At 63.7% G+C, this 23,650-nt stretch carries 26 protein-coding genes; 17 read left to right on the top strand and 9 right to left on the bottom strand.

Annotated elements, in window-relative coordinates; all coding sequences use genetic code 11:
* The first annotated feature begins 155 nt into the window (after positions 1-155).
* Positions 156-710, top strand: a complete 555-nt coding sequence (locus J7392_RS14950; RefSeq protein WP_120351756.1) for a YqgE/AlgH family protein — start codon at positions 156-158, stop codon at positions 708-710.
* Here the strand turns inward: J7392_RS14950 and J7392_RS14945 are convergent.
* Positions 707-1,639, bottom strand: a complete 933-nt coding sequence (locus tag J7392_RS14945; RefSeq protein WP_209218302.1) for an L-threonylcarbamoyladenylate synthase — start codon at positions 1,637-1,639, stop codon at positions 707-709. The two genes, J7392_RS14950 and J7392_RS14945, sit on opposite strands and share 4 nt — an antisense overlap.
* Positions 1,640-1,797: 158 nt before the next feature.
* Here J7392_RS14945 and J7392_RS14940 point away from each other — a divergent pair, with 158 nt between their 5' ends.
* The 5 genes from J7392_RS14940 to J7392_RS14920 all read left to right on the top strand — a co-directional run bounded on the left by J7392_RS14940 (position 1,798) and on the right by J7392_RS14920 (position 5,996).
* Positions 1,798-3,525, top strand: a complete 1,728-nt coding sequence (locus tag J7392_RS14940; RefSeq protein ID WP_209218301.1) for an acyl-CoA dehydrogenase — start codon at positions 1,798-1,800, stop codon at positions 3,523-3,525.
* Entirely contained in the window at positions 3,525-4,601 is a 1,077-nt protein-coding gene (locus J7392_RS14935) for an MBL fold metallo-hydrolase (protein ID WP_209218300.1), read from the top strand. The genes J7392_RS14940 and J7392_RS14935 overlap by 1 nt, the downstream gene beginning before the upstream one ends.
* Positions 4,602-4,604: 3 nt before the next feature.
* A complete protein-coding gene (locus J7392_RS14930; protein ID WP_209218299.1) occupies positions 4,605-5,069 on the top strand; it encodes a DUF6173 family protein in 465 nt (154 codons plus the stop codon).
* Positions 5,070-5,219: 150 nt separating this feature from the next.
* Positions 5,220-5,354 (top strand): aa3-type cytochrome c oxidase subunit IV, encoded by a 135-nt coding sequence (locus tag J7392_RS14925; RefSeq protein ID WP_067265607.1) that lies wholly within the window; start codon positions 5,220-5,222, stop codon positions 5,352-5,354.
* 33 nt (positions 5,355-5,387) lie between these two features.
* On the top strand, positions 5,388-5,996 hold the full coding sequence (locus J7392_RS14920; RefSeq protein WP_209218298.1) for a hypothetical protein: 609 nt from the start codon (positions 5,388-5,390) through the stop codon (positions 5,994-5,996).
* A 9-nt stretch (positions 5,997-6,005) separates the two neighbouring features.
* Here the strand turns inward: J7392_RS14920 and J7392_RS14915 are convergent, their stop codons facing one another.
* Together J7392_RS14915 and J7392_RS14910 are read right to left on the bottom strand one after the other, a co-directional pair.
* Positions 6,006-6,332, bottom strand: a complete 327-nt coding sequence (locus J7392_RS14915) for an AzlD domain-containing protein (protein WP_067265610.1) — start codon at positions 6,330-6,332, stop codon at positions 6,006-6,008.
* Entirely contained in the window at positions 6,329-7,054 is a 726-nt protein-coding gene (locus tag J7392_RS14910) for an AzlC family ABC transporter permease (RefSeq protein ID WP_209218297.1), read from the bottom strand. The genes J7392_RS14915 and J7392_RS14910 overlap by 4 nt, the downstream gene beginning before the upstream one ends.
* A 49-nt stretch (positions 7,055-7,103) precedes the next feature.
* Between J7392_RS14910 and J7392_RS14905 the strand changes: the two genes are divergently transcribed.
* From J7392_RS14905 to J7392_RS14895, 3 genes are read left to right on the top strand one after another with little or no spacing between them, the layout of a single operon-like run.
* On the top strand, positions 7,104-7,994 hold the full coding sequence (locus J7392_RS14905) for a formate dehydrogenase accessory sulfurtransferase FdhD (RefSeq protein ID WP_209218394.1): 891 nt from the start codon (positions 7,104-7,106) through the stop codon (positions 7,992-7,994).
* Positions 7,995-7,998: 4 nt separating this feature from the next.
* Positions 7,999-8,601 (top strand): molybdenum cofactor guanylyltransferase MobA, encoded by a 603-nt coding sequence (mobA, locus tag J7392_RS14900; protein ID WP_209218296.1) that lies wholly within the window; start codon positions 7,999-8,001, stop codon positions 8,599-8,601.
* Positions 8,598-10,361 (top strand): bifunctional molybdopterin-guanine dinucleotide biosynthesis adaptor protein MobB/molybdopterin molybdotransferase MoeA, encoded by a 1,764-nt coding sequence (locus tag J7392_RS14895; protein ID WP_209218295.1) that lies wholly within the window; start codon positions 8,598-8,600, stop codon positions 10,359-10,361. Before mobA ends, J7392_RS14895 begins: the two co-directional genes overlap by 4 nt.
* 9 nt (positions 10,362-10,370) lie before the next feature.
* On the opposite strand, the gene J7392_RS14890 is transcribed toward J7392_RS14895, so the two are convergent.
* The gene (locus tag J7392_RS14890; RefSeq protein WP_209218393.1) at positions 10,371-11,354 is read right to left on the bottom strand and encodes a hypothetical protein; all 984 of its coding nucleotides are present in this window, start codon (positions 11,352-11,354) and stop codon (positions 10,371-10,373) included.
* A 98-nt stretch (positions 11,355-11,452) separates the two neighbouring features.
* Entirely contained in the window at positions 11,453-11,923 is a 471-nt protein-coding gene (gene greA / locus J7392_RS14885; protein ID WP_067268537.1) for a transcription elongation factor GreA, read from the bottom strand.
* Between the two features lie 365 nt (positions 11,924-12,288).
* On the opposite strand from greA, the gene J7392_RS14880 reads away from it, so the two are divergent.
* The 3 genes from J7392_RS14880 (at position 12,289) to J7392_RS14870 (ending at position 16,683) form a co-directional block, all read left to right on the top strand.
* Positions 12,289-13,941, top strand: coding sequence for an electron transfer flavoprotein-ubiquinone oxidoreductase (locus J7392_RS14880; RefSeq protein ID WP_209218294.1), 1,653 nt, complete (start codon positions 12,289-12,291; stop codon positions 13,939-13,941).
* A gap of 163 nt (positions 13,942-14,104) precedes the next feature.
* Positions 14,105-15,814, top strand: a complete 1,710-nt coding sequence (locus J7392_RS14875) for a tetratricopeptide repeat protein (RefSeq protein ID WP_209218293.1) — start codon at positions 14,105-14,107, stop codon at positions 15,812-15,814.
* The gene (locus J7392_RS14870) at positions 15,811-16,683 is read left to right on the top strand and encodes a 4-(cytidine 5'-diphospho)-2-C-methyl-D-erythritol kinase (protein ID WP_209218292.1); all 873 of its coding nucleotides are present in this window, start codon (positions 15,811-15,813) and stop codon (positions 16,681-16,683) included. The genes J7392_RS14875 and J7392_RS14870 overlap by 4 nt, the downstream gene beginning before the upstream one ends.
* Here J7392_RS14870 and J7392_RS14865 read toward each other — a convergent pair.
* A complete protein-coding gene (locus tag J7392_RS14865; RefSeq protein WP_209218291.1) occupies positions 16,680-17,678 on the bottom strand; it encodes a polyprenyl synthetase family protein in 999 nt (332 codons plus the stop codon). The two genes, J7392_RS14870 and J7392_RS14865, sit on opposite strands and share 4 nt — an antisense overlap.
* Before the next feature lie 55 nt (positions 17,679-17,733).
* On the opposite strand from J7392_RS14865, the gene J7392_RS14860 reads away from it, so the two are divergent.
* From J7392_RS14860 to J7392_RS14850, 3 genes are all read left to right on the top strand, one after another.
* The gene (locus J7392_RS14860) at positions 17,734-17,949 is read left to right on the top strand and encodes a DUF2007 domain-containing protein (RefSeq protein WP_040700850.1); all 216 of its coding nucleotides are present in this window, start codon (positions 17,734-17,736) and stop codon (positions 17,947-17,949) included.
* A complete protein-coding gene (locus J7392_RS14855) occupies positions 17,946-18,713 on the top strand; it encodes a methyltransferase domain-containing protein (protein WP_209218290.1) in 768 nt (255 codons plus the stop codon). Before J7392_RS14860 ends, J7392_RS14855 begins: the two co-directional genes overlap by 4 nt.
* A gap of 100 nt (positions 18,714-18,813) precedes the next feature.
* Complete coding sequence (locus J7392_RS14850; RefSeq protein WP_082852182.1) at positions 18,814-18,978, top strand: DUF465 domain-containing protein; 165 nt, start codon at positions 18,814-18,816, stop codon at positions 18,976-18,978.
* Between the two features lie 162 nt (positions 18,979-19,140).
* On the opposite strand, the gene phbB is transcribed toward J7392_RS14850, so the two are convergent.
* The 3 genes from phbB to J7392_RS14835 form a co-directional block, all read right to left on the bottom strand.
* The gene (gene phbB / locus J7392_RS14845; protein WP_209218289.1) at positions 19,141-19,863 is read right to left on the bottom strand and encodes an acetoacetyl-CoA reductase; all 723 of its coding nucleotides are present in this window, start codon (positions 19,861-19,863) and stop codon (positions 19,141-19,143) included.
* A 75-nt stretch (positions 19,864-19,938) separates the two neighbouring features.
* Positions 19,939-21,114 (bottom strand): acetyl-CoA C-acetyltransferase, encoded by a 1,176-nt coding sequence (locus J7392_RS14840; protein ID WP_209218288.1) that lies wholly within the window; start codon positions 21,112-21,114, stop codon positions 19,939-19,941.
* 163 nt (positions 21,115-21,277) lie between these two features.
* Positions 21,278-22,120 (bottom strand): EAL domain-containing protein, encoded by an 843-nt coding sequence (locus J7392_RS14835; protein ID WP_209218287.1) that lies wholly within the window; start codon positions 22,118-22,120, stop codon positions 21,278-21,280.
* A 105-nt stretch (positions 22,121-22,225) separates the two neighbouring features.
* Between J7392_RS14835 and J7392_RS14830 the strand changes: the two genes are divergently transcribed.
* A complete protein-coding gene (locus J7392_RS14830; RefSeq protein ID WP_209218286.1) occupies positions 22,226-22,795 on the top strand; it encodes a DNA-3-methyladenine glycosylase I in 570 nt (189 codons plus the stop codon).
* Between the two features lie 170 nt (positions 22,796-22,965).
* Entirely contained in the window at positions 22,966-23,586 is a 621-nt protein-coding gene (gene rpsD, locus J7392_RS14825) for a 30S ribosomal protein S4 (RefSeq protein WP_067262232.1), read from the top strand.
* Positions 23,587-23,650: the final 64 nt, after the last annotated feature.

The following is a 23,650-nucleotide window of genomic DNA, read 5'->3' as shown; positions in this document are numbered from 1 at the left end:
ATGCGGTATCCATCCGCGCCTGCCAAGTCACATTTGCATCATCCATGTTTCGCCGATGGGGCGGGCGGCGGGCGGCATCTCTTGTTTTGTGGGGCGCAAGCGGCCATGTTCAAAGAAAGGTTACCTTTAGGAGGTGGGCGTTGACGGGTCAGACAATGGAACTGACGGGCAAGCTGCTGGTCGCGATGCCGGGCATGGGCGATCCACGTTTCGCCCATTCCGTGATCTATCTTTCCGCGCATTCCGAACAGGGCGCGATGGGGCTGATGGTCAACAAACCCGCCCCGGAACTGCGCCTGTCGGATGTGCTGGATCAATTGGTCGATGACACGCCGCCGCAGGCGAAATCTCTGGCGGTGCATTTCGGCGGCCCGGTCGAGACGGGGCGCGGCTTTGTGCTGCATTCCGATGAATACCGTTCTGCCCTTGAAACGCTGCGGGTCGGCGATGGCATTGCGCTGACCGCCACGCGCGACATCCTAGAAGACATCGCAACCGGCAAGGGGCCGGAGCGCGCGCAGTTGATGCTGGGTTATGCGGGCTGGGGGCCGGGGCAGTTGGAGGGCGAGATTGCGCAGAACGGCTGGCTGACCTGCGAAGCCTCGCCGGAGGTGATTTTTGACCTGCCGGATGCAGAGAAATGGGCGGCAGCGCTCAAAACGCTGGGCATCGACCCCTTGGGGCTGTCGGCCTCAGCCGGCCACGCCTAGCGCGGCGCGGCGGCGCGGGCCAAACGGTCGTTGATCGCGCGGCCCAAGCCGTGATCGGGGATCGGCGCTACGGCGATGCTCTGTCCGGTGGCGTCCAACTGGTGCAGATGGTCAAAAAGCTTCGCCGCAGCCTCGGTCAGGTCGCCGGAGGGCGAGAGGTTGAGGTCGCAAACCATCGTTCCAAAGCCAAGCAGCACTTCGCCCGGCCCAGCCGTTTCCGCGTTCAACCGCACCGCCGCGCCAGGGGCGTAGTGAGAAGCCAACTGCCCCGGCGCGATGATCTCTGCCCCATCCACGATCTCCAGCGGTTGCCCGAGTGCCGCTTCAATCGCCTCACTCGGCAGACCGCCTGCGCGAAGCAGGGCAGGGCGGGGGCCGGTCAGACCGAGGATCGTGCTTTCCAAACCCACGCTGCAAGCGCCGTCATCCAGTACCGCCGCGATCTTCCCGTCGAGGCCCGCCAGCACATGCGCAGCCGTGGTCGCGCTGATCTTGCCCGAGGGGTTGGCCGAGGGCGCGGCCACGGGACCGTTGAGTGCCTGCAAGACCTGCCGCATGGCGGGGTGGGCTGGCACGCGCACTGCAAGACTGGGCAGCCCTGCCGTGACAAGAGATGAAAGCCCGCTGTCGGATTTGAGCGGTAAGACCAATGTCAGCGCGCCGGGCCAAAAGGCCTGCGCCAGTCGATCGGCCTCGTCCGTCCACTCAACGTATCGTTTGGCCGTCTCGATATCCGGCAAATGCACGATCAGCGGATTGAAGCTGGGTCGCCCCTTGGCGGCATAGATCCCCGCCACGGCTTCGCCATTGCGTGCATCCGCGCCAAGGCCGTAGACCGTCTCGGTTGGCAGGGCGACCAGCGCGCCCTCTTGCAACAGGCGGGCGGCGCGGGCGATGCCTTGGGGCGTGGGGGGCAGCGTCTCGGTCATAGCAGGGCTAATCCTGTCTAATCCTGCAGCATCCCGTGACGCCGCGTTTGGGTTGCGGGGGGCGGCCGGGCATTTCATGCTGGCGGCAACATAAACGAGCCTTTATCAGGGCCATGTCAGGCTTGCCAGATCAAGCGCGCCTTTCAGGAGGATATGATATGCCGTACCGCGCCGCCGTGGATGACTACCGTTTTCTGATCGAGGACGTACTGGATTTCGCAACGCTTCGCAGCACCGACCGTTTCTCTGAAGCCAGTGAAGACGTCACCGGGGCGATCCTGTCCGAAGCCGGGCGGCTGTGCGATGACGTGCTGGCGCCGCTGCAACGGGGCGGGGATTTGCACCCCGCAAAGCTGGAAAACGGCGTCGTGCGCACCTCTCCGGGGTTTGCCGAGGGTTTCGCCGCGATTGCCGAGGGCGGCTGGATCGGCATGTCGGCGGACCCGGAGTTTGGCGGCATGGGGCTGCCGATGACCCTGACCAGCGCGGTCAACGAGATGATGAGCGGCGCTTGCCTGTCGCTGCAACTCGCCCCCCTGATGAGCCAAGGCCAGATCGAGGCGCTGGAGCATCACGCGAGCGATGCGATCAAGGAATTGTACCTGCCCAAGCTGATCTCGGGCGAATGGACCGGCACGATGAACCTGACGGAGCCGCAGGCGGGTTCGGACGTGGGCGCGCTGAGCAGCCGGGCCGAAGACAATGGCGACGGGACTTATGCGGTCTCTGGTCAGAAGATCTACATCTCTTGGGGCGACAATGATTTCGCAGGCAATGTCTGCCATCTGGTTCTTGCGCGCCTGCCGGGGGCGCCGGCGGGGACCAAGGGGATCAGCCTCTTCCTCGTGCCGAAGTTCATCCCCGATGAGGCTGGCGCGCCGGGCCAGCGCAATGGCGTGAACGTCGTCAGCCTTGAGCATAAGATGGGCCTGCACGGCTCGCCCACCGCGGTGATGCAATATGACAAGGCCACCGGCTGGCTAGTAGGCCGCGAGGGCGGCGGCATGGCGGCGATGTTCACCATGATGAACAACGCGCGCCTTGGTGTCGGCGAACAGGGCATCGGCGCGGCCGAAGGGGCCTATCAACTGGCGCTGGACTACGCGCTGGAGCGCAAGCAGGGCCGTTCCCCCGTCGAAGGCGGCACCGGCACCATCGTGGATCACGCCGATGTGCGCCGGATGCTTTTGAGCATGAAGGCCGATATCTTTGCCTCCCGCGCGATTGCGCTGAGCTGTGCCTATGCCAGTGACATGGCGCGCGCCGGGCAGGGGGATGAATGGGCCGCCCGGGCCGCGTTCCTCACCCCGATCACCAAGGCATTCGGCACCGACGTAGGCATGAGCGTTGCCGAAATGGGCGTGCAGGTGCACGGCGGCATGGGCTTTATCGAGGAAACCGGCGCGGCGCAGTTCAGCCGCGATGTGCGTGTCACGGCGATCTATGAGGGCACCAACGGCATTCAGGCGATGGACCTTGTGGGCCGCAAGATGATGGACGGCGGCGAGGCGGCGAACCGGCTGTTGGATGAGATCGAAGCCGATGCCGAAACCGCACGCGACCCGTTCCCGCGCATGGCCGATGCCGTCTGGCAGGCCAGCGAAACCCTGCGCGAGGCGACCGAGTGGGTCACCGCGCAAAAGGACATGAATGAGCGTTTCGCCGGGGCTGTGCCCTACCTGCGCGCCTTCGCCCGTGTGCTGGGCGGGCACTTGCATCTGCAAGCCGCGATGGCTGAGAAAGCCGCAGGCGGCAGCGGCGCGCGTGAGAAGCTGGCGCGGTTTTATATCCAGCGGCTCTTGCCAGAGCATCAGGGGCTGCTGGCCCATGCGCAGGCGGGGGCCGAAGACCTCTATGCGCTTGATGTCGAAGACTTGAGACGCTGATGTCAGAACAAGCAACCCTCTCCGCCACCACGCCGAAACCGCCAAAGGGGCTGCGCTATCCATGGGACGTGCCCCCCGCCGAGGGGGAGGCGACCGAAGTGGCGCCGGGGGTGCTTTGGTTCCGCCTGCCGCTGCCGATGAAGCTCGATCACGTCAACGTCTATGCCTTGGACGAGGGCGATAGCTGGACAGTGATCGACACGGGCTTTGCCTCGCGCCGGGCCAAGGATATTTGGCGCGGGTTAATGGCGGGGCCGCTTGGCGGCAAGCCGATCTCGCGCGTGGTCGTCACCCATCACCACCCCGATCACATCGGCCTTGCCGGGTGGTTGCAGACCGAGTTCGGGGCGGAACTGGTCACCACGCGCACCGCGTGGTTGACCGCGCGGATGTTGACGCTGGATGTCCAAGAGGTGCCGGTCGCCGAAGCCCTTGCGTTCTACCGCAAGGCGGGGATGGCCTCGGCGCTCTATGACAAACGCGCCAATGAGCGGCCCTTCAATTTCGCCGATGTGGTGGCCCCGCTGCCGCTGGGGTTCACCCGCATCCGGCAGGGCGATGTGATCCGCATGGGTGGCCGCGATTGGGAAGTGCATATCGGAAATGGCCACGCCCCCGAGCACGCGACCTTTTGGAGCCACGACGACAATCTGGTGATCGCGGGGGATCAGATTCTGCCCTCCATCAGCCCCAACATCGGCGTCTACCCGACCGAGCCGATGGCCGACCCCATCGGCGAATGGCTGGAGGCTTGCGAGCGTTTCGTGCCCTTGGCGCGGGAGGATCATCTAGTGCTTGGCGGGCACAAGCTGCCCTTCACCGGCTTGCCGACGCGGTTGAAGCAGTTGATCGAAAACCATCACAGCGCCCTGCGCAGGCTTCTGGCCTATATCGACACGCCAAAATCGGCCTCGGAATGTTTCGCGCCGCTGTTCAAACGCAATATCGGTGAGGCGGAATATGGCCTCGCGCTGGTTGAAGCCGTCGCCCATCTGAGCCACCTTTACCAAGCCGGAGAGGCCAAGCGCAGCTTGCGCGCGGCGGATGGCGCATGGGTGTATCAGCGCAAGGGGTGAGCGATGGGCGATGAGGTGAAAACGGCAGCCGAGGCCTATGAGGCTGCGGCATTACCGCGCATGCATGAGGTGCATACGGGCGCGGACCAGCCCAAGTCGGGCGATCAACCCCTGCCGAAATCGGTGACCGACAAGCCGGTGAAACAGAAATCTCCCGCCCAATGGGCCTATGAGCGGGTCGTGCTCTACCTCAAGAATTTCGAGGAAAAGCTCGACAACGATCATGAGGCGGCGATCGGCTTTGCCGGGGGCGACGCCGGGGTGCTGCGGATTGAAGGCATGGGGTATTTCGACCCCGATATCATCACCTTTTACGGCGTCGATCCGGCAGGGGCGCGGGCGCAATTGGTGCAGCATGTGGGGCAGTTGAACGTGATGCTACGGGCCTTGCCGAAGAAGGTGCCGGATGCCGCGCCACAACGGATCGGCTTTCGTCTGGTCGCCGATCTGGAAGACGGCGAAAGCTGAGAGACTCTATAGCGTGCGGGGAAGTGTAGGATTCCCCTATAGCGCGTAATGCGGCGCAAAGCTAGTATGGTTTTCTGCGCATCAATCCCCCGTGACAGGGTGATGCGAATAGGTTAATCAGCGCCAACAAATTGTCTTAGGGAGACGAAAATGGCTGAACATGAACACGGCAGCATGAATTACGAAGAGCAGCAAAAGACCTTTGACGGGTTCATGTCCTTCGTGACACGCGGCACCGTCGTCATCCTCGTGATTCTTGTTCTGCTGGCGATCTTTGCCGGTTGATCACGTCCTATCCCTAGGCGCGAGGGTAACGGTTTGAGAACTTTCTTAGCGTCGATTGCACTTGTTGGCGTTCTGGCTGGCTGTTCGGTGGATCAAAGCCCCGATAGCCCGCCCGACGTTGTGGCGCGTGCAGCCTACCGCTCGCCCGAGCCGCCCTCCCTCACATTGATGACCATGGTGAACAACCGCACCGGCAGCGGCGGCCATAGCGCGCTGATGGTGAACGGCTCGCAACGGGTGATCTTTGACCCCGCGGGATCCTTTCGGGATGCGCGGATGGCCGAGCGGGGCGATGTGCTCTACGGGGTGACGCCCGCGTGGTTGCAGGCCTATAAATCGGCCCATGCGCGCAGCACCTTTCATGTGGTCAGTCAGGAAATCCCCGTCAGCCCCGAGGTGGCCGAACGCGCGCTCGAACTGGTGACCGCCAATGGCGCGGTGCCTGGTGCCTTTTGCGCCAATGCCACCAGCGGCATTCTCAGCCAGTTGCCGGGGTTTCAAAGCGTCGGGTCGACCTACTATCCCGTCAAGCTGCAAGAGCGGTTCGAGGCCCTGCCGGGTGTCACCACGACGAAATATTACGAAGACGATGAGGGCGATGTGATCGACGCCCTGCGCGCGGCGCAACTGGCCCAACAGTAGCGCCCGCGCTTACCCCACCAGATAGAGCATCCCATAAAGCGCCGCGGCCCCTGACAGGATCGCGGCGAGGACGTTCTTGGTCACCAGCCCCACACCCAATGTCACCGCCGCCGCGGTAACGCGCGGCAGGTCGAACTGCCCCCCGGTGGCCGAGGGCCAGATCACCTGCGGGGCCACCAGCGCGGGCAGAATCGCCACGGCAGTATAGCGCAGATGCCGCAAGAGCCATGCGGGCATCTGTTTGTTGCCGACCAATCCGGTAAAGACAAAGCGCAGGAAAAAGCTGCCCAGCCCGAGGCCGATGATCACGACCCACAGTGCGGTTCTATCGATCATCGTGCCATGCTCCCCGGCTTGCGCCGTTCCATCCATGCCTCGACCTGCGCGCCGGTGATCATGCCCGCGAGCCCTGCGATGATCAGCCCAAGCGCATAGGGCACCTCAACGGCGAAAAGGCTCACGACCACCGCCACGACCGCCGCCGCCACATGGGCCAGCGTGCGGAACATTGGCGCGATCATGGCCAGAAAGGTGATCGGAATGGCGAAGTCCAGCGCCCAGCTTTCGGGCACGCTGGAGCCGACCATCGCGCCGATCAGCGTGAAGATATACCAAAGCGGCACCACCGGCGTCACGGTCCCAAAGAAATAGGCCATCCGCTGCGGGACCGTCATCTCAGGGTCGCGCTCATATTGCGTCATCGCGGCGACATAGGATTGGTCGACCGTCATATAGGCCGCCAGCGCCCGTTGCCACAGCGGCGCGCCGCCGATCCACGGGGTGAGAGAGGCCGAATACATCGCCATGCGCAGGTTCACCGCCAGTGCAGAGGCCAGCACGATGGCCGTGGGCACGTCTTCTCGCAGCAGTTGCAGCGCCGTGAACTGCGCGGCCCCGGCGATCACCACGATCGAAAAGGTCAGCGTTTCGAACACGTTCAACCCAGCCTCGGTCGCCAATAGGCCAAAGAGCGAGGCGAAGGGGATGATCACCAGCACGAAGGGCAGCGCGTCGACGATCCCTTTGCGATAGGCGGATTTGGTTGTGGTGATGGCCATGGCGAACTCTTAAATATAATGTCAAAGGCTTAGACCTAACCGCAGGGGGATACAATTGGCCCGAGACAATGAACTTAGCAATTATCTGATCGCCCCGGATCCGACTGCTGTTCGGCTGACCCGCAGCGTCTCTGGCGTGGATCACACCGGGGCCGAAGTGGCGATCAATGTGGTCGAAGAGCGCCCCCTGACGATATTCCTCAACCGGCAAGAGATCGTGACCGCCATGACCATTGGCGATTACCCGGCCTATTTGGCGCTTGGGTTTCTGCGCAACCAAGGGATGCTGCGCCCGGACGAAGAGATCACCGGCGTCGATTATGACGAAGAGCTTGAGACTGTCGTCGTCCGCACCAAACGGGCCACCGATTACGAGGACAAGATGCAGCGCAAGACCCGCACCAGCGGCTGCGCCGTGGGCACGGTCTTTGGTGATATGATGGAGGGGCTGGCGGAGGTGAGCTTGCCCGACACGCCGGTGCGCACCTCGGACCTCTATGCGCTGGCGGCCAAGATCAACCGCACGCCGAGCCTCTATCTGGAGGCCGGGGCGATCCACGGCACAGTGCTCTGCCAAGGCGACCGGCCATTGGTCTATATGGAGGATGTGGGCCGTCACAACGCGGTCGACAAGATCGCGGGTTGGATGCTTTCCGAAGGGGTCGGGGCCGACGACAAGGTGCTCTATACCACCGGGCGGTTGACCTCTGAAATGGTGATCAAGACAGCGATGATGGGCATTCCGGTGCTGGCGTCCCGCTCGGGCTTCACCGCTTGGGGGGTGGAGATTGCGCAGCAGGTGAACCTCACATTGATCGGGCGGATGCGCGGGCAGCGGTTCACCTGTTTGGCAGGGGAAAACCGGTTGATCCGCGACGCAGACCCCGCCAGCGTGGCTGAAGAACCGCGCAAAAGTGGCCGCAAGGGCGCGAAGGAATAATAAGATGAAACAACCACTTGGCGTCATTTTGGCGGGCGGGCAGGCGACCCGCATGGGCGGTGGCGACAAGGGGCTGCTGCCGCTGGGGCAGGGCACCTTGTTGTCCTCGGTGATCGACCGGCTGGAGCCACAGGTCGCGGGACTGGCACTCAATGCCAATGGCGATGCGGCGCGTTTTTCTGATCTGGGTCTGCCGGTGCTGGCCGACAGTATCGAAGGGTTTGCCGGTCCGCTCGCGGGCGTGCTCGCCGGGTTGGATTGGGCGGCGGAGCAGGGGGCGGAGGCGATTGTCACCGCGGCTGCCGACACGCCTTTCTTCCCCTGCGATTTGGTGCCGCGTCTGTTGCTCGCCGCTGATGGCATGACCCACCCGCTCGCCTTGGCGGCGACCCCTGACGCCAAACGCGGCAGCGCACGGCATCCGACTTTTGGCCTATGGCCGGTGGCACTGCGAGATGACTTGCGTGCCGCTTTGGCCGGCGGGCTGCGCAAGGTGGTGCTGTGGACTGAAAAACATGATGGGCGCGAGGCGCTTTTCCCCGACGAGGCCGCTTTCTTCAACGTGAACACGCCCGAGGATTTGGCGAAAGCAGAGGCGATGGCATGAGGGTTTACGGCGTCGTCGGTTGGAAGAATGCAGGCAAGACCGGATTGATGGAACGGTTGGTGGCCGAGATCACCGGGCGCGGCTTCACCGTCTCGACCGTCAAACATGCGCATCACACTTTCGACGTGGACCACCCCGGCAAGGACAGCCACCGCCACCGCGTCGCGGGCGCGCGTGAGGTGCTGCTGGCCTCCGGCGCGCGCTTTGCCTTGATGCATGAGTTGCGCGGGGCCGAAGAGCCGCCGCTCGACGCGCATCTGGCGCGGCTTTCGCCCGTCGATCTGGTGCTGATCGAAGGCTACAAACGCGATGGCCATCCCAAGGTCGAAGCGCATCGGGCCGAGACCGGAAACGCGCTGATCGCGCCGGATGACCCGACGGTGCGGGCGGTGGCCAGCGACGTGGCGCTTGAGATGGACAGGCCTGTTTTCGATCTGAACGACACCCGTGCGATTGCCGATTTTATCCTGCGCGAAGTGGGGCTGATCGCCGCCCCAACGGCACCTGCCACCACCGCACCGCCGCCCCTGCGCAACGACTGCTTTGCCCTCCCACCCGGCGTGCATTGGACCCCGGTGAATGAGGCGCTGGCGCTGTTGAAAGAGCGCCTCCACCCGGTGACGGGGGCCGAAACCTTTCCCGCCGCCGATGCCGGGGGGCGTATCCTGGCCGAAGATGTCACAGCCATCCGCGCGAACCCGCCGCTGCCGAACACGGCGGTCGATGGCTACGGTTTTGCCGGTGGGCGCGGCGAAGGGTTGCATGAGCTTCCGCTGGTGCCGGGCCGTGCAGCGGCAGGGGATCGCCCCGGCGCAGTGCCTGCGGGCCAAGCGATCCGCGTGCTGACCGGCGCAGCGCTGCCTGAGGGCGTGGATACCGTGATCCTGCAAGAAGACGTGACCGCCGAGGGCGGCATGTTGCGGTTTCACGGGCCGGTGAAACAGGGCGCGAACACCCGCAAAGCCGGAGAGGACGTACAAGCCGGCGATGTGATCCTCGCCGCAGGCACGCGCATTGGTCCGGCGGAACTGGCATTGATGGCGGCAGCAGGTGTGGCAGAGGTGCGCCTACGCAAGCGATTGAAGGTCGGCGTGATCTCCACCGGCGACGAATTGGTCGAGATGGGGGAGGCAGCACGCGACGGGCAGATTTACGACGCAAACCGCCCCATGTTGTTGCAACTCGCGGCGGACTTTGGGCACGAGGCCGTCGATCTGGGCCGCGTGGCCGACGACCGCGCGACACTGCGCGCTAGGCTCGACGCGGCGGCGGGGCAGGTGGATGTGATCCTGACCAGCGGCGGCGCTTCGGCGGGGGACGAAGACCACGTCTCGGCCCTGTTGACCGAGGCGGGAGCGATGCAGCTTTGGCGGATCGCGGTGAAGCCGGGGCGGCCTTTGGCACTTGGGCTGTGGCAAGGTGTGCCGGTGTTCGGGCTGCCGGGCAATCCGGTGGCGGCGATGGTTTGTTCGTTGATTTTCGCGCGGCCCGCCATGGCGCTGCTTGCCGGGGGCGGCTGGCGGGAACCGCAGGGCTTTGATGTGCCTGCCGCCTTTGAGAAACGCAAAAAGGCCGGGCGGCGGGAATATCTGCGCGCCCGGATGCGCGATGGCCGGGCCGAGGTTTTTGCCTCCGAAGGATCGGGCCGTATCAGCGGGCTAAGCTGGGCCGAAGGGCTGGTCGAATTGGACGAGACCGCGCGCGACATTGCGCCCGGCGATCTCGTCCGTTTCATTCCTTACGGCAGTTTTACCAGCTAAGGCCGAGCGTCAGTCGAAGGTGCCCGCACAGCGGCCCAGCAGCATAAAGGCGCGGGCAGTGCGGGTGTCAGCCAGCGATGAGATTTCCTCATCCGTTGCCTGTTTCTCGAACTCGGCAAAGGTCCGGTCAAATCGGCGCAGGAAGTGATGCGCGGCATCGCGAAAGATCGGGTCTTGCCGCATACGCGCATTGGCCAGGGCCAGTGAAGAGCGGTCGCGGATGCCACCCAAAGGCGCAATTGTACGGCCCCGCGCGCCGCTGGCGAACTGACGCCAGATCTCGGGGCGGGCGCGATCGGGGCGCAGATCGTCCATATAGATGCCGTCTTGGCTGAGCAGGGTCAGCACGTCCTGCGCGGCCTGTACAAGCTGCGCGGCGGAACGGTCTTTCAACGCACGGCGCAGGGCGTCGAAACCGGCCTGATCCTCCGCCGTTTCGGGGAAGTTCAGAGCGCGGGTGAAATCCTCGGCAGAAAGCGGCTGCGCGCTGTCGCTCGCCTGCGTGCCAAGGGCCAGCGTCGGCTGGTCTTCGGCGGCGGGCGGTGTGGGCGCGGGGGCCGGATCGACGGGGCGCGACGGCGCATCGCGGCCCTGAAGCCCGGCCATCGCAATCTCGGTCTTGCGGAGGCTGGCGGCGAGTTCATCAAGCTTGCGTGCAATGCTGCCCTCGCCCGCCGGTTTGTTGCCCTGCTGTTGCGAGATATAGGAGTGCCGGATTGCGTCAATCGCGGCTTGCAGACGTTGGCTTTCCTCACGCATGACCCGCCCGGCGCGGGCGGCGGTGGCCCCAACCCAGATCATCGCGACGGGCATGATCACCACCAGCAGGATCAACAGCCCGCGCAGCCCGCTGTCGGGCGTGCCCTCGGGCACCTCGGCGGCGATGAAGGTGAAATAGATCGCCGTGCCAAGCAGCCAGAGCGCCGAAAGGGCGCCTGCGATGATCTCGATCTCGGTGATGCTATTGGCCTTGGGCCGGTCGTAGATGCCCATCGGCGTGGGCCGTGCCGCGCCGGTCCCGCCGCGCGGGGCGCGGGGGGCTTGCTCTGGGGATGCGGAAGCGTCGGGCTCTGCCATGTCAGCCTTCCCGTTCAAGCGTAGACGATCTTGAGAACCTCATAGGATTTCTGCCCGCCGGGGGTGCGCACCTCGACGGAATCACCCTCTTCCTTGCCGATCAGCGCGCGCGCGATAGGGGATTTGATGTTCAAAAGACCCTTTTCGATATTGGCCTCATATTCGCCAACGATCTGATAGGTTTTCTCTTCATCCGTATCCTCATCGACCAACGTCACCGTGGCACCGAATTTGATCGAGCCCGACAGTTTCTTGGGGTCGATCACATCGGCGAGCGAAATCACGCCCTCAAGCTCTTTGATGCGGCCTTCGATGAAAGACTGCTTTTCCTTGGCCGAGTGATACTCGGCGTTTTCCGACAGGTCACCATGTTCGCGCGCCTCTGCGATGGCCTTGATGATGGCGGGGCGTTCAACCGTTTTAAGCTGCTTAAGTTCGACTTCGAGCGCGGTGTGACCGTCGCGGGTCATCGGGATTTTTTCCATGGCGGTGTGCCTACATAATGAGGGCCGCACCCGGGTTTTCGCCGGGGGGCGGCCAATTGCGTGTTAACTTGGCAGATACCTGACCCAAACTGCCCGCCAATTGCAAGGGGCTAACGGCGCCGGGATCGGCGGTTGACTGCCGTCAATCCAGTCCCGTTTTCGCCGTGCGGGCCGCAGCGCTTGGGTGGTGAAACCGGGCGCGGCAGCACTATCTCAAGGGGGAAAAACCGGCGATCCGCAGGGTCGCGCGTTATGTTATGTCGTGGAGCCCACGTTTTGCGCAATAAACGCAGGGTCGCGATTGCATTGCGCGCGGCGGTGGTTTAGCCAAATCCAAACCGAATTTGCCGTGAGGGAGCACCAAAATGGCCGAGATTGAACGCGAAGCGATGGAATATGACGTTGTGATCGTCGGCGCCGGGCCTGCTGGCCTGTCGGCTGCGATCCGGCTCAAGCAGTTGGACGCCGATTGCAATGTTGTGGTGCTGGAAAAGGGCTCCGAAGTGGGCGCGCATATCCTCTCGGGCGCGGTGCTTGACCCCTGCGGGCTGGACGCGCTGATCCCCGATTGGAAGGAAAAAGGCGCGCCGCTGAACGTGCCGGTGAAAGAAGACAACTTTTACCTGCTGGGCGAGGCGGGCAAGCTGCGCGTCCCGGAATTTCCCATGCCGCCGCTGATGAAGAACCACGGCAACTACATCGTCTCTCTAGGCAATGTCTGCCGCTGGATGGCCGAACAGGCCGAGGAACTGGGTGTCGAGATTTTCCCCGGCATGGCTTGCTCCGAACTCGTCTTTGGCGAGAACGGCGAAGTCAAAGGCGTTGTCGCCGGTGAGATGGGCAAAAATGCAGATGGCACCCCCGGGCCGAGCTATGAGCCGGGGATGGAGCTGCACGGCAAATATGTCTTCCTCTCCGAAGGCGTGCGCGGCAGCCTCAGCAAACAGGTCATCGCCAAATACGGGCTGGATGAGGGCAAAGAGCCGCAGAAATACGGTCTTGGCATGAAAGAGATCTGGGAGATCGACCCCGCCAAGCACAAAGAAGGCACCGTGACCCACACAATGGGCTGGCCGCTTAACAGCAATGCGGGCGGCGGGTCGTTCATCTATCACCTTGAGAACAATCAGGTTTACGTCGGCTTCGTTGTTCACCTCGGCTACAAGAACCCGCATGTCTTCCCATACATGGAATTCCAGCGGTTCAAGCATCACCCGATGGTGGCCGAACTTCTTAAAGGCGGCAAACGCGTGGCCTATGGCGCGCGGGCGATCACCGAGGGCGGCTATCAGTCGATGCCCAAGATGGTGGCCCCCGGCGTGGCGCTGCTGGGCTGTTCGGTGGGCATGGTCAACGTGCCGCGCATTAAGGGCAACCACAACGCCATGCTCTCGGGCAAGGCGGCGGCTGAGGCCGCCTATGCCGCGATCCAAGCGGGCCGTGGCGGCGATGAGCTGACCGACTATGAAACCGATGTGCGCGAGGGGCCGATTGGGACCGACCTCAAGAAGGTGCGAAACCTCAAGCCGCTCTGGTCGAAATACGGGCTCACAGCCTCGCTGGCGATTGGGGGCTTCGATATGTGGACCAATACGCTCGGCTTCTCGCTCTTGGGCACGCTGAGCCATGGCAAATCGGACGCCGAGGCGACCGAGCCTGCAGATCAGCACAAGAAGATCGACTACCCCAAACCCGATGGCAAACTCAGCTTTGACCGTCTGACCAACGTGGCCTTCTCCTTTACCAATCACGAGGAAAGCCAGCCTGCGCATCTCAAGCTGAAAGACCCGAACACTCCGGTCGAGGTGAACCTGCCGAAATACGCGGGCCCCTCGGCCCGCTACTGCCCGGCGGGGGTTTACGAGTTCGTCGAGGATGACAAAACCGGCGAGACGCGGTTCCAGATCAACTTCCAGAACTGCGTGCATTGCAAGACCTGCGACATTAAGGACCCGAGACAGAACATCGTCTGGACCACTCCGCAGGGCGGCGACGGGCCGAACTACCCGAATATGTGAGCCATCGCCAAAGGCGCAATTAAAGGACCGGCACGCGCAGGCGTGTCGGTCCTTTTCGTCTTTTCGGCGAAATACTGTCGGCCACGGGCGACATCACCGCCCCGCCATTGCGCCCCGGCACGAAGATGATAGCCTGCAAGCAAAGCGATATGAGGCGGTTTGCATGTTTCGGAATGTCCTAGGTTTCACCAGCGTTGCGGCGCTTTGCATCGGCCTGTCGGCGCCGCTGATGGCGCAATCGGTCGCAGGCCCCTATCTGGCGGGGCGTCATGCTGCCGTGAACAGCGACTATCCCGAGGCCGCGCGGTACTACACCGAGGCGCTGGCGCGGGACCCGAAGAACATCGAATTGATGGAAAGCGCGGTGCTGTCCTATCTCTCGCTCGGGCGGGTGGACAAGGCGCTGCCGCTGGCACGCAATATGATCACCCTCGGCACCAAGAGCCAGGTGGCCGAGATGACCCTTGTGGCCGCCTTGGCGAAAGAGGGCGACTACAAGGCTCTGCTTGAACGCGATACCTCGGCCATCGGCCCTTGGGTCGGCGGGCTGGTGCAGGCTTGGGCGCATATGGGGGCGGGCGATGTCACCGCCGCGCTAAAGGCTTTCGACAGCCTGAGCGAAGAGGCCGGGATGCAGGGCTTCGTGATGTATCACAAGGCCCTCGCGCTGGCGAGCGTGGGCGATTTCGAAGGGGCGGAGGCGATCTTTGCCAGTGGTGAGGCAGGGGCCGCAGGCCAGACCCGGCGCGGCGTGATGGCCCATGCCGAGATTCTTGGCCAATTGGGGCGCAGCGAGGATGCGCTGGCCGTGCTATCGGACGGTTTTGGCGCGGATAGCGACCCCGAAATCGCGCGGCTCATCGAAGGTTTGCAGCAGGAAACGCCCGCGCCCTTCAGCCATATGCCCGACGCCCAAGCGGGCATGGCCGAGGTGTTTTTCACCTTCGCCGCCGTACTGCGCAATGAGGCGGCGGGGGACTATTACGTTTTGCTCTATTCGCGCATCGCGCGTTATCTGCGCCCGGACCATGTCGATGCGCTTTTGCTGACGGCAAGCCTTTTAGAGAACCTTGGCGAGCATGATCTGGCGATTGCCGAATATAAATCCCTGCCTGCTGACAGCCCGGCCTATCACGCCGCCGAACTGGGCCGCGCCGATGCGCTGCGCCGCTCGGGCAAGACCGCGCAGGCCATCGAAGTGCTGGAACAACTCGCGCGCAGCCATGGTGATCTGGCCGTGGTGCATTCCACGCTAGGCGACATGCTGCGGGCCGAAGAGGACTATGAGGCGGCTATCGCCTCCTACGACCAAGCGCTCGCGCTGACGCCCGAAACCGCCCGTGCCCGCTGGGTGCTGTTCTACGCCCGCGCCATCGCCAAGGAACGCAGCGGCGATTGGGAAGGCTCCGAATCGGATTTCCGCGCCGCGCTTGAGTTGAACCCAGAACAGCCACAGGTGCTGAACTACCTCGGCTACTCGCTGGTCGAACAGCAGCGCAACTTGGACGAGGCGCTGGACATGATCGAACGCGCCGTCGCGGCCAGCCCCGACAGCGGCTATATCGTCGATTCGCTGGGCTGGGTCTTCTACCGGCTGGACCGCTACGAAGAAGCGGTTGAGCAGATGGAACGCGCGGTCGAGTTGGAGCCGGTCGATCCGGTGGTGAACGATCACCTCGGGGATGTTTATTGGGCCGTGGGCCGCAAGCGCGAGGCCGAATTCCAGTGGCGCCGGGCGCTCTCTTTCGTTGACCTGACGGATGCGGATTCGGAGGCTGACCCCGAGCGGATGCGCCGCAAGCTGGAAGTCGGGCTCGATGCCGTGCTGGCCGAAGAGGGCGCGGCCCCGCTCAAGGTTGCTGCGGACGAATGAGCCTTTCGAAGGATGGGGCGCCCGCCGACCCCGGCGCTGCGGCGTCGCGGATGGCTTGGGCCAAGGTGAACCTGACCCTGCATTGCACCGGCCAGCGGGCCGACGGCTATCACCTGCTGGATTCGCTGGTGGTGCGGGCTGGTGTGGGCGATCGGCTGGATGTGGCTGCCGCGGATGATTTGACCCTGACGGTCAGCGGCCCGCGGGCCGAAGGGGTGCCGACCGATGCGCGCAACCTTGTCCTGCGCGCGGCAGAGATGCTGGACGCAGGCGCGGGCCGTGGCGCCGCACTGCATCTTGAGAAACACCTGCCCGCTGCGGCGGGGATCGGGGGCGGCTCTGCCGATGCGGCGGCGGCCTTGGAGCTGCTTGCGGCGCATTGGGGCGTTCCGCTGACCACAGAGACCGCGCAGCTCGGGGCGGATGTGCCGGTCTGTCTGACCCGCGGCCCGCAGCGGATGCAGGGGGTGGGGGAGACCCTCGCGCCGCTTTCCGCGCTGCCGCCTTGCCATATGGTGCTGGTGAACCCCGGCGTCGATGTGCCGACGCCCGCTGTCTTCTCGGCGCTCAGCGACAAGAACCAGCCGCCGATGCCCGAGGTGATCCCGAGCTTCGCGGGCTTTTCCGACTTCATCGATTTTCTGAGCGCACAGCGCAACGACCTTGCCGCGCCCGCCATCGCGCGGGAGCCGGTCATCGGGGACTGTCTGGAGGCGCTGAGCGATGCGGCGCTGGCGCGGATGTCCGGCTCGGGCGCGACCTGTTTCGGCCTCTACGCCACGGCGGCGCAGGCCGAGGCGGCGGCCCATCGCATCGCCAGCGCGGCGCCGCGATGGTGGGTCGCCGCCGCGCGGATCTTGGCCGCTTAGCTGATCCGGGCGACGACGTAGTCGGCCAGATCGATCAACATGTCTTTCAACTCATGGTCGGGCAGGGGGGCAAGCGCCGCTTTGGCCTTTTCCGCCCAGTCACAGGCATCGCGCTGCGTCGCGGTCAGCGTGTCGTGTTTGTCCAGAAGCATCAGCGCATGGTCGAGGTCGCCCTCTTCCTGTTTGCCCTTCTCGATGGTGCGGGTCCAAAAGGCGCGCTCTTCCTCGTCGGCCTTGGCCACGGCTTTGATCACCGGCAGGGTCAGCTTGCGCTCGCGGAAATCGTCACCGACGTTCTTGCCCGTGGCCCCTGTATCACCCTGATAATCCAGCAGATCGTCGACGATCTGGAAGGCGATGCCAAGGGCGTCACCATAGTCATAGAGCGCCGTGACCTGATCCTCCGGCGCATCCGAGATCACGCCGCCCACCTCAGTCGCGGCTGAGAAGAGCGCCGCCGTCTTGCCGCGCACGACTTGCAGATAGACCTGTTCATCCGTGGCCAGATTCTGCGCGGCGGTCAGTTGCAGCACCTCGCCCTCCGCGATGGTCGCGGCGGCGTTCGACAGGATGCGCATGACGGGCATCGAGCCCGGCTCGGTCATCAACTGAAAGCTGCGGGCAAAGAGGTAGTCCCCCACCAGCACCGACGACTGGTTGTCCCACAAAAGGTTCGCCGTGGGCCGCCCGCGGCGCTGCGCGCTTTCGTCCACTACATCGTCATGCAGCAGGGTCGCGGTGTGGATGAACTCCACCGTCGCCGCGAGATGGACGTGATAGGGGCCGTCATAGCCGCACATCCGCGCCGCAGCCAGCGTCAGCATCGGGCGCAGGCGCTTGCCGCCAGCCTCGACCAGATGGGCGGTGACTTCGGGAATGCGGGGGGCGTGTTTCGACGCCATCCGCTCGCGGATCAGCGCGCTGACCGCCGCCATATCATCGCTTAGATAGGCCGCCATGCGGTCGTGCGGTTTGGCCGTTGCATCACTTTTCATCATCATTTCCCGCGTCCCGCTCGACATGCCGGTGATCCGGCTCTACATCTTTGATATGAAGGAACTTTTGCGCAGCACCGACATGACCATCATCGCCTTTGCCACCGCCCTTCTCAGGGGGGAGGATATAGACTGCTTTGAAATGGACGTAAACATGAGCGTGCTCGAAGGCGGCATCGGGATTTTCCCGCGCCGCTTGATGGTGCACCCCGATGACCATGACGCCGCTTTGCGGGTGATGCGCGACAATGAGATTCCGCTGGGGCTGTGACCCGTTTCGCCGAAGATGACCTGACCTGTGACGCTTTTCTGGGCGGCAAGCTGCACCTCTGGCAGCCGCGCCGGGGGCGTGGCTACCGCGCCGGGGTGGACCCTGTTTTGCTGGCCGCGAGCATTGAGGCCACGGCGGGGCAAAGCGTGCTGGAATTGGGCTGCGGGGTCGGTGCGGCGGTGCTTTGCTTAGGCGCGCGGGTGCCGGGGCTGGCGCTGACGGGGTGTGAGCTGCAACCTGCCTACGCCGAACTCGCGCGGCGCAATGGCGGCGCGGCGCTTGAGGTGGTCGAGGCCGATCTGACCGACATGCCCCTGCATCTGCGCCAGCGACAATTTGACCACGTTCTGGCCAATCCGCCCTATTTTGACCGGGCCGCCTCGGTCCAGTCCCGCGATCCCGGGCGCGAGACGGCCTTGGGCGAGGCGACGCCCCTGCGACAATGGGTCCGCACCGCCGCGCGGCGGCTAAAGCCCAAGGGGCAGGCGCATTTTATCCATCGCGCCGAACGTCTGCCCGAGATTCTGGCGGCGCTGCCGCATGAGATGGGATCGGTCGAGGTGCTGCCGCTCGCCTCGCGCGCGGGAAGGATGCCGGAGTTGATTCTCTTGCGTGCGCGCAAGAACGGGCGCGGTGCTTTTCGGCTCTATCACAGCTTTGTCATGCACCTCGGCGCGCGGCATGAGGGGGACGGCGATAGCTATGTGCCGGAAATCGAAGCGGTCCTGCGCCGGGGGGCGCCGCTGGTCTATCCTACTTCTTAAGCGTTTCTTTACCAACTTCACCCCTATGCTGCGGTGCCGCGTGACTTGTGGGTCGCGCTGTGGTCCACTGAAATTCCACACACCAATCATGGAGGATTGTATGGCTTTGAACGCACATCTGGACACCCTGAAGCGCAAGCATCAGGCGATGAGTGAGGCGGTGGAAACCGCGCAACGCGCCCCCGGTATGGACGATTTGAAAGTGGCTTCCATGAAAAAGGAAAAACTGCGTTTGAAAGAGGAGATTAGCCGCCTGTCGAGCTGACCCTCGCCGCGCAATGCGGCGTTTTTGATCGCTGTCGTTCCGCTTTGGCGGGGCGGCAGGCTGGATGGCTAGTAAGTGCCGCATTCGGCTTTCATTTGTCGCATTAAAAAAGGCCAGTCTTGGGAAAAGACTGGCCCATTAAATTTCCAGAACATCCGCCCGTTAGACGACGAATTGCGCCCCATTGGCCGAGATCGTCGAGCCATTGATGAAACCCGCATCGTCGGAAACGAGAAAGGCCACCGCGCGGGCGATTTCTTCGGGCTCTCCCAAACGTCCGGCGGGGATCTGCGCGATGATGCTTTCACGGACTTTTTCGGGCACGGCCATGACCATATCGGTCGCGATATAGCCGGGGCAGATGGCATTGGCGGTGATGCCCGCGCGTGCGCCCTCTTGGGCCAGTGACTTCACGATGCCCAGATCGCCCGCCTTGGTCGCGGCATAGTTCACCTGCGCGAACTGCCCCTTTTGCCCGTTGATCGAAGAGATCACGACAACGCGGCCGAACTTGCGTTCGCGCATGCCGGGCCAGACCGGGTGGATCGTGTTGAAAACGCCGGTCAGATTGGTGGCGATGACTTCATTCCACTGGTCGGGTGTCATCTTGTGAAAGGGCGCGTCGCGGGTGATGCCCGCATTGGCGACCACCACCTCGATGGGGCCAAGCTCGGCTTCGACCTGTTCGATCCCCGCTTTGGAGGCGTCGTAATCTGCCACGTTCCATTTATAGGTCTTGATGCCGGTCTCTTCGGTGAATTTCGCGGCGGCTTCGTCATTGCCGGCATAGGTGGCGGCGACGGTATAGCCTTTGTCCTTCAGCGTGGTCGAAATGGCCGCGCCAATCCCGCGACTTCCCCCGGTGACCAAAGCGATGCGTGACATGTAATCCCTCCCTCAAGGTAATGTTCTTGCAAATGCATGTTTCGGCGCGCAAGAAAGTTGCGCGCCGATTTAGTCTTAGGGGCGCTCAAGGCACATGGCAACACCCATACCGCCGCCGATACACAGCGTCGCCAAACCTTTCTTGGCGTCGCGGCGCTGCATTTCGAACAGCAGGGTGTTGAGCACCCGCGCGCCCGAGGCGCCAATCGGGTGGCCGATGGCGATGGCGCCGCCGTTGACGTTCACGATTTCCGGATCCCAGCCCATCTCCTTGTTCACGGCGCAGGCCTGTGCGGCGAAGGCTTCGTTGGCTTCCACCAGATCGAGGTCTTCGGGCGACCAACCGGCTTTCTCCAGCGCCTTGCGCGATGCATAGACGGGGCCCACGCCCATGATCGACGGGTCGAGACCGGCGGTGGCATAGGAGGCGATCCGCGCCAGCGGCTGAATGCCGCGCTTTTCGGCCTCATCCGCGCTCATCAGCAGCGCACCTGCCGCACCGTCGTTGATGCCCGAGGCGTTGGCCGCGGTGACGGAGCCGTCTTTAGTAAAGGCCGGGCGCAGCTTCTGCATCGCTTCGATATTGGCGCCGTGGCGGATGTATTCGTCCTGATCCACGACCGTCTCGCCCTTGCGGGTCTTGATGGTGAAGGGAACGATCTCATCGGCGAATTTGCCAGCCTTCTGCGCGGCTTCGGCCTTGTTCTGCGAGGCGACGGCGAATTCGTCTTGCTGGTCGCGGCTGATCTGCCATTTCTCGGCCACGTTCTCGGCGGTTTGGCCCATGTGGTAGCCGTTGAAGGCATCCCAGAGACCGTCGCGGATCATCGTGTCGATGAACTGCAGATCGCCCATTTTCTGGCCCGCCCGGAGGTTCTGCGCATGGGGGCTGAGGGTCATGTTCTCTTGCCCGCCAGCCGCCACGATATTCGCATCCCCCAGCTGGATATGCTGGGCCGCCAACGCCACGGCGCGCAGGCCCGAGCCGCAGACCTGGTTGATGCCCCAAGCCGCGCTTTCTTTCGGCAGCCCTGCGTTGATATGCGCCTGACGCGCCGGGTTCTGACCTTGGGCGGCGGTCAGCACCTGTCCCAGAATGGTCTCGGAAACTTCGGACGGGTCCACCCCGGCGCGGGCCACCAGTTCTTTCAGAACGGCGGCACCAAGATCATGGGCGGGCGTATTGGCGAACGCTCCGCCGAAACTGCCCACGGCGGTCCGGGCGGCGGATGCGATGACGACATTGGTCATGATGTGACTTTCCTCTACCTTGTTGGGCGGGGGCACACCGACACGCGCCATCGTCGGGCGTGGGCGCTCCCGTCCCTCTGAGGTAGTGATAGCGGATGCGCTGCAATGCGGCAACTGAGCAGGCAGCCCGCCGCCGCAGCCCCGGCGGCCTGTCCGCGCTGGCTCAGCCGGTGGCGCGCACCCGGTCGAATTTCAGCCACGGGGGGCGGGTGGTTGGCGCGGCGAAGTGGTAGCCTTGCAGGCAGTCAACGCCCATCTCGGTCAGCACCGCCGCATCGGCGGCGTTCTCCACGCATTCGGCCACGGTTAACATGTCGAAATGCGTGGCGATGGACATCAGTGCGGCGGTCAGGGCGCGGTTGTCGGGGTTCGTCGCGATGCCGCGAATGAACTGCCCGTCAAGTTTCAGGATGTCGAAGTAGAAATCCTTGAAATAGCGGATCGCCGTTTGCCCCGCCCCGAAATCATCCATGGCAAAGCAGATGCCGTGGGGCTGCAATTGGTTCATGAAGCTTGTCACCAGTTCCGGCACCATCATGGCCGAGCTTTCCGTGATCTCAAGGATCAGCCGCTCGCCCAAGGTGGCGTCGCGGGCCAGCCAGTGGCGCAAGACGCGAGTCCATTCCTGATACCCGATGGAGCGGGCGGACATATTGATCGACAGCCGCAGGCCGGGATGGTGGTGCAGCGCGTTCAGCCCGAGACGCAGGGCCAGAACATCCACCTGCCGCCCGGTATCCGTGTCCTCGATCGCGGGCATGAAATCCTTGGCCGGAATCACGCGACCCGTAGGGTCAAGCAGGCGGATCAGCCCCTCGTGAAAGGCAACATTTGTCGGATCGCTGGCCAGCATGACAGGTTGAAACGCCAGCAGCGTTTGGCGATGGGCCACAGCCTCGCGCACCATTTCAAGCGTTGCGGCATCGCGCTGCATCACTGCATGATTCAGCGGGCTGTCCCCGCCGGGGGGAACGTCGGCGAAAGGGCGTTGGAATCGACGGGGCACGGCGGTACTCTCTTGCTGTCCTGCGATTGGTATGGGCGCAAAGGTGATAATACGGTCTTAATCGGCGGCGATTTCCGCGGTGGATCGCGCAGAGGGGGGCCGAAGATGAAGCGCTGTGACTGGGCCGGGGATGACCCGATTTACCAAGCCTACCATGACACCGAATGGGGCGTGCCCGAATACGACAGCCGCGCGCTTTGGGAGAAGCTGATCCTTGACGGGTTTCAGGCGGGGCTAAGCTGGATCACGATCCTTAAAAAACGCGATAATTTCCGTGCGGCCTTTGCCGGGTTCGACCCGCATCAGATCGCCGAATGGGGCGAGGCGGACGTGCTGCGCCTGCTGGGTGATCCGGGCATCATCCGCCACCGGGGCAAGATCAAAGCCGCCATCACCAACGCGCGCGCATGGCAGGAGGTGGAGGCGCGCGAGGGGTTCGACGCCTTCATGTGGCGCTATGTCGATGGCAAACCGCTGCAAAACCGCTTTGCCACACAGGCCGAGGTGCCGCCGAAGACCGCCTTGTCCGAGCAGGTGAGCAAAGACCTGAAGAAAGCCGGTTTCAAGTTCTGCGGGCCGACGATCACCTATGCCTGGATGGAGGCCTGCGGGCTGGTGAATGATCATATCCTGACCTGTCACCGCCACGCACCCTGCGCTGCGATGGCACGGTAGGGGCGAGGCGTATCAAGTTCGCCGAAAATCCCCCGTTGACTCCCTGTCATGGCCCCGTATAAGCGCCCCTTCATTGGTGTTGGTGGACCCCGCAAGGGGAAGCCTGTCGGGCTTCGGCCAAAGGACAACGCCCTTTACCGCCCCTCGGGGCCTTATAAAGGAGATCAGCCGTGACAAAACGCACAGCTGCCAAGCACAAACTAGACCGCCGTATGGGCGAAAACATCTGGGGCCGTCCGAAGTCCCCGGTGAACCGTCGTGAATACGGCCCCGGCCAGCACGGCCAGCGCCGCAAAGGCAAAATGTCGGACTTCGGCATTCAGCTGCGCGCCAAGCAGAAGCTCAAAGGCTACTACGGCGACCTGACCGAGAAGCAGTTCCGTCGCATCTTCGGCGAAGCCGAGCGTGTCAAAGGCGACACCGGTGAAAACCTGATCGGCCTGCTGGAGCGCCGTCTGGACGCCGTTGTTTACCGCGCCAAATTCGTGCCGACCGTTTTCGCCGCACGCCAGTTCGTGAACCACGGCCACGTCAAAGTGAACGGCCGCAAGGTCAACATCCCCTCCTACCGCGTGAAAGAGGGTGACGTTATCGAAGTGCGTGACCGTTCCAAGCAGCTGACCTCGGTTCTCGAAGCCGTGCAACTGCCCGAGCGTGACGTGCCGGACTACCTTGAGTGCGACCACTCCAAAATGACCGCGACTTTCGTGCGCACACCGAGCCTCGGCGACGTGCCGTACCCGGTTGTGATGGAGCCGAACCTCGTCGTGGAATTCTACGCGAAGAACTAAGCTTCTTCGCCTGTCGAATACCAAAGGCCGCGTGGTGCAAACCGCGCGGCCTTTTCGTTTTGCG

Source organism: Sulfitobacter sp. R18_1 (assembly GCF_017743915.1).
GTDB lineage: Bacteria > Pseudomonadota > Alphaproteobacteria > Rhodobacterales > Rhodobacteraceae > Sulfitobacter > Sulfitobacter faviae.
This window is presented reverse-complemented; position numbering and strand designations above follow the sequence as displayed.

Bases quoted from the DNA above. Each gene is read 5' to 3' on its own strand.
- J7392_RS14950 (WP_120351756.1), top strand. From the start codon at position 156: ATGGAACTGACGGGCAAGCTGCTGGTCGCGATGCCGGGCATGGGCGAT.
- J7392_RS14945 (WP_209218302.1), bottom strand. From the start codon at position 1,639: ATGACCGAGACGCTGCCCCCCACGCCCCAAGGCATCGCCCGCGCCGCC.
- J7392_RS14940 (WP_209218301.1), top strand. From the start codon at position 1,798: ATGCCGTACCGCGCCGCCGTGGATGACTACCGTTTTCTGATCGAGGAC.
- J7392_RS14935 (WP_209218300.1), top strand. From the start codon at position 3,525: ATGTCAGAACAAGCAACCCTCTCCGCCACCACGCCGAAACCGCCAAAG.
- J7392_RS14930 (WP_209218299.1), top strand. From the start codon at position 4,605: ATGGGCGATGAGGTGAAAACGGCAGCCGAGGCCTATGAGGCTGCGGCA.
- J7392_RS14925 (WP_067265607.1), top strand. From the start codon at position 5,220: ATGGCTGAACATGAACACGGCAGCATGAATTACGAAGAGCAGCAAAAG.
- J7392_RS14915 (WP_067265610.1), bottom strand. From the start codon at position 6,332: ATGATCGATAGAACCGCACTGTGGGTCGTGATCATCGGCCTCGGGCTG.
- J7392_RS14910 (WP_209218297.1), bottom strand. From the start codon at position 7,054: ATGGCCATCACCACAACCAAATCCGCCTATCGCAAAGGGATCGTCGAC.
- mobA (WP_209218296.1), top strand. From the start codon at position 7,999: ATGAAACAACCACTTGGCGTCATTTTGGCGGGCGGGCAGGCGACCCGC.
- J7392_RS14895 (WP_209218295.1), top strand. From the start codon at position 8,598: ATGAGGGTTTACGGCGTCGTCGGTTGGAAGAATGCAGGCAAGACCGGA.
- J7392_RS14890 (WP_209218393.1), bottom strand. From the start codon at position 11,354: ATGGGCATCTACGACCGGCCCAAGGCCAATAGCATCACCGAGATCGAG.
- greA (WP_067268537.1), bottom strand. From the start codon at position 11,923: ATGGAAAAAATCCCGATGACCCGCGACGGTCACACCGCGCTCGAAGTC.
- J7392_RS14880 (WP_209218294.1), top strand. From the start codon at position 12,289: ATGGCCGAGATTGAACGCGAAGCGATGGAATATGACGTTGTGATCGTC.
- J7392_RS14875 (WP_209218293.1), top strand. From the start codon at position 14,105: ATGTTTCGGAATGTCCTAGGTTTCACCAGCGTTGCGGCGCTTTGCATC.
- J7392_RS14870 (WP_209218292.1), top strand. From the start codon at position 15,811: ATGAGCCTTTCGAAGGATGGGGCGCCCGCCGACCCCGGCGCTGCGGCG.
- J7392_RS14865 (WP_209218291.1), bottom strand. From the start codon at position 17,678: ATGAAAAGTGATGCAACGGCCAAACCGCACGACCGCATGGCGGCCTAT.
- J7392_RS14860 (WP_040700850.1), top strand. From the start codon at position 17,734: ATGAAGGAACTTTTGCGCAGCACCGACATGACCATCATCGCCTTTGCC.
- J7392_RS14850 (WP_082852182.1), top strand. From the start codon at position 18,814: ATGGCTTTGAACGCACATCTGGACACCCTGAAGCGCAAGCATCAGGCG.
- phbB (WP_209218289.1), bottom strand. From the start codon at position 19,863: ATGTCACGCATCGCTTTGGTCACCGGGGGAAGTCGCGGGATTGGCGCG.
- J7392_RS14840 (WP_209218288.1), bottom strand. From the start codon at position 21,114: ATGACCAATGTCGTCATCGCATCCGCCGCCCGGACCGCCGTGGGCAGT.
- J7392_RS14830 (WP_209218286.1), top strand. From the start codon at position 22,226: ATGAAGCGCTGTGACTGGGCCGGGGATGACCCGATTTACCAAGCCTAC.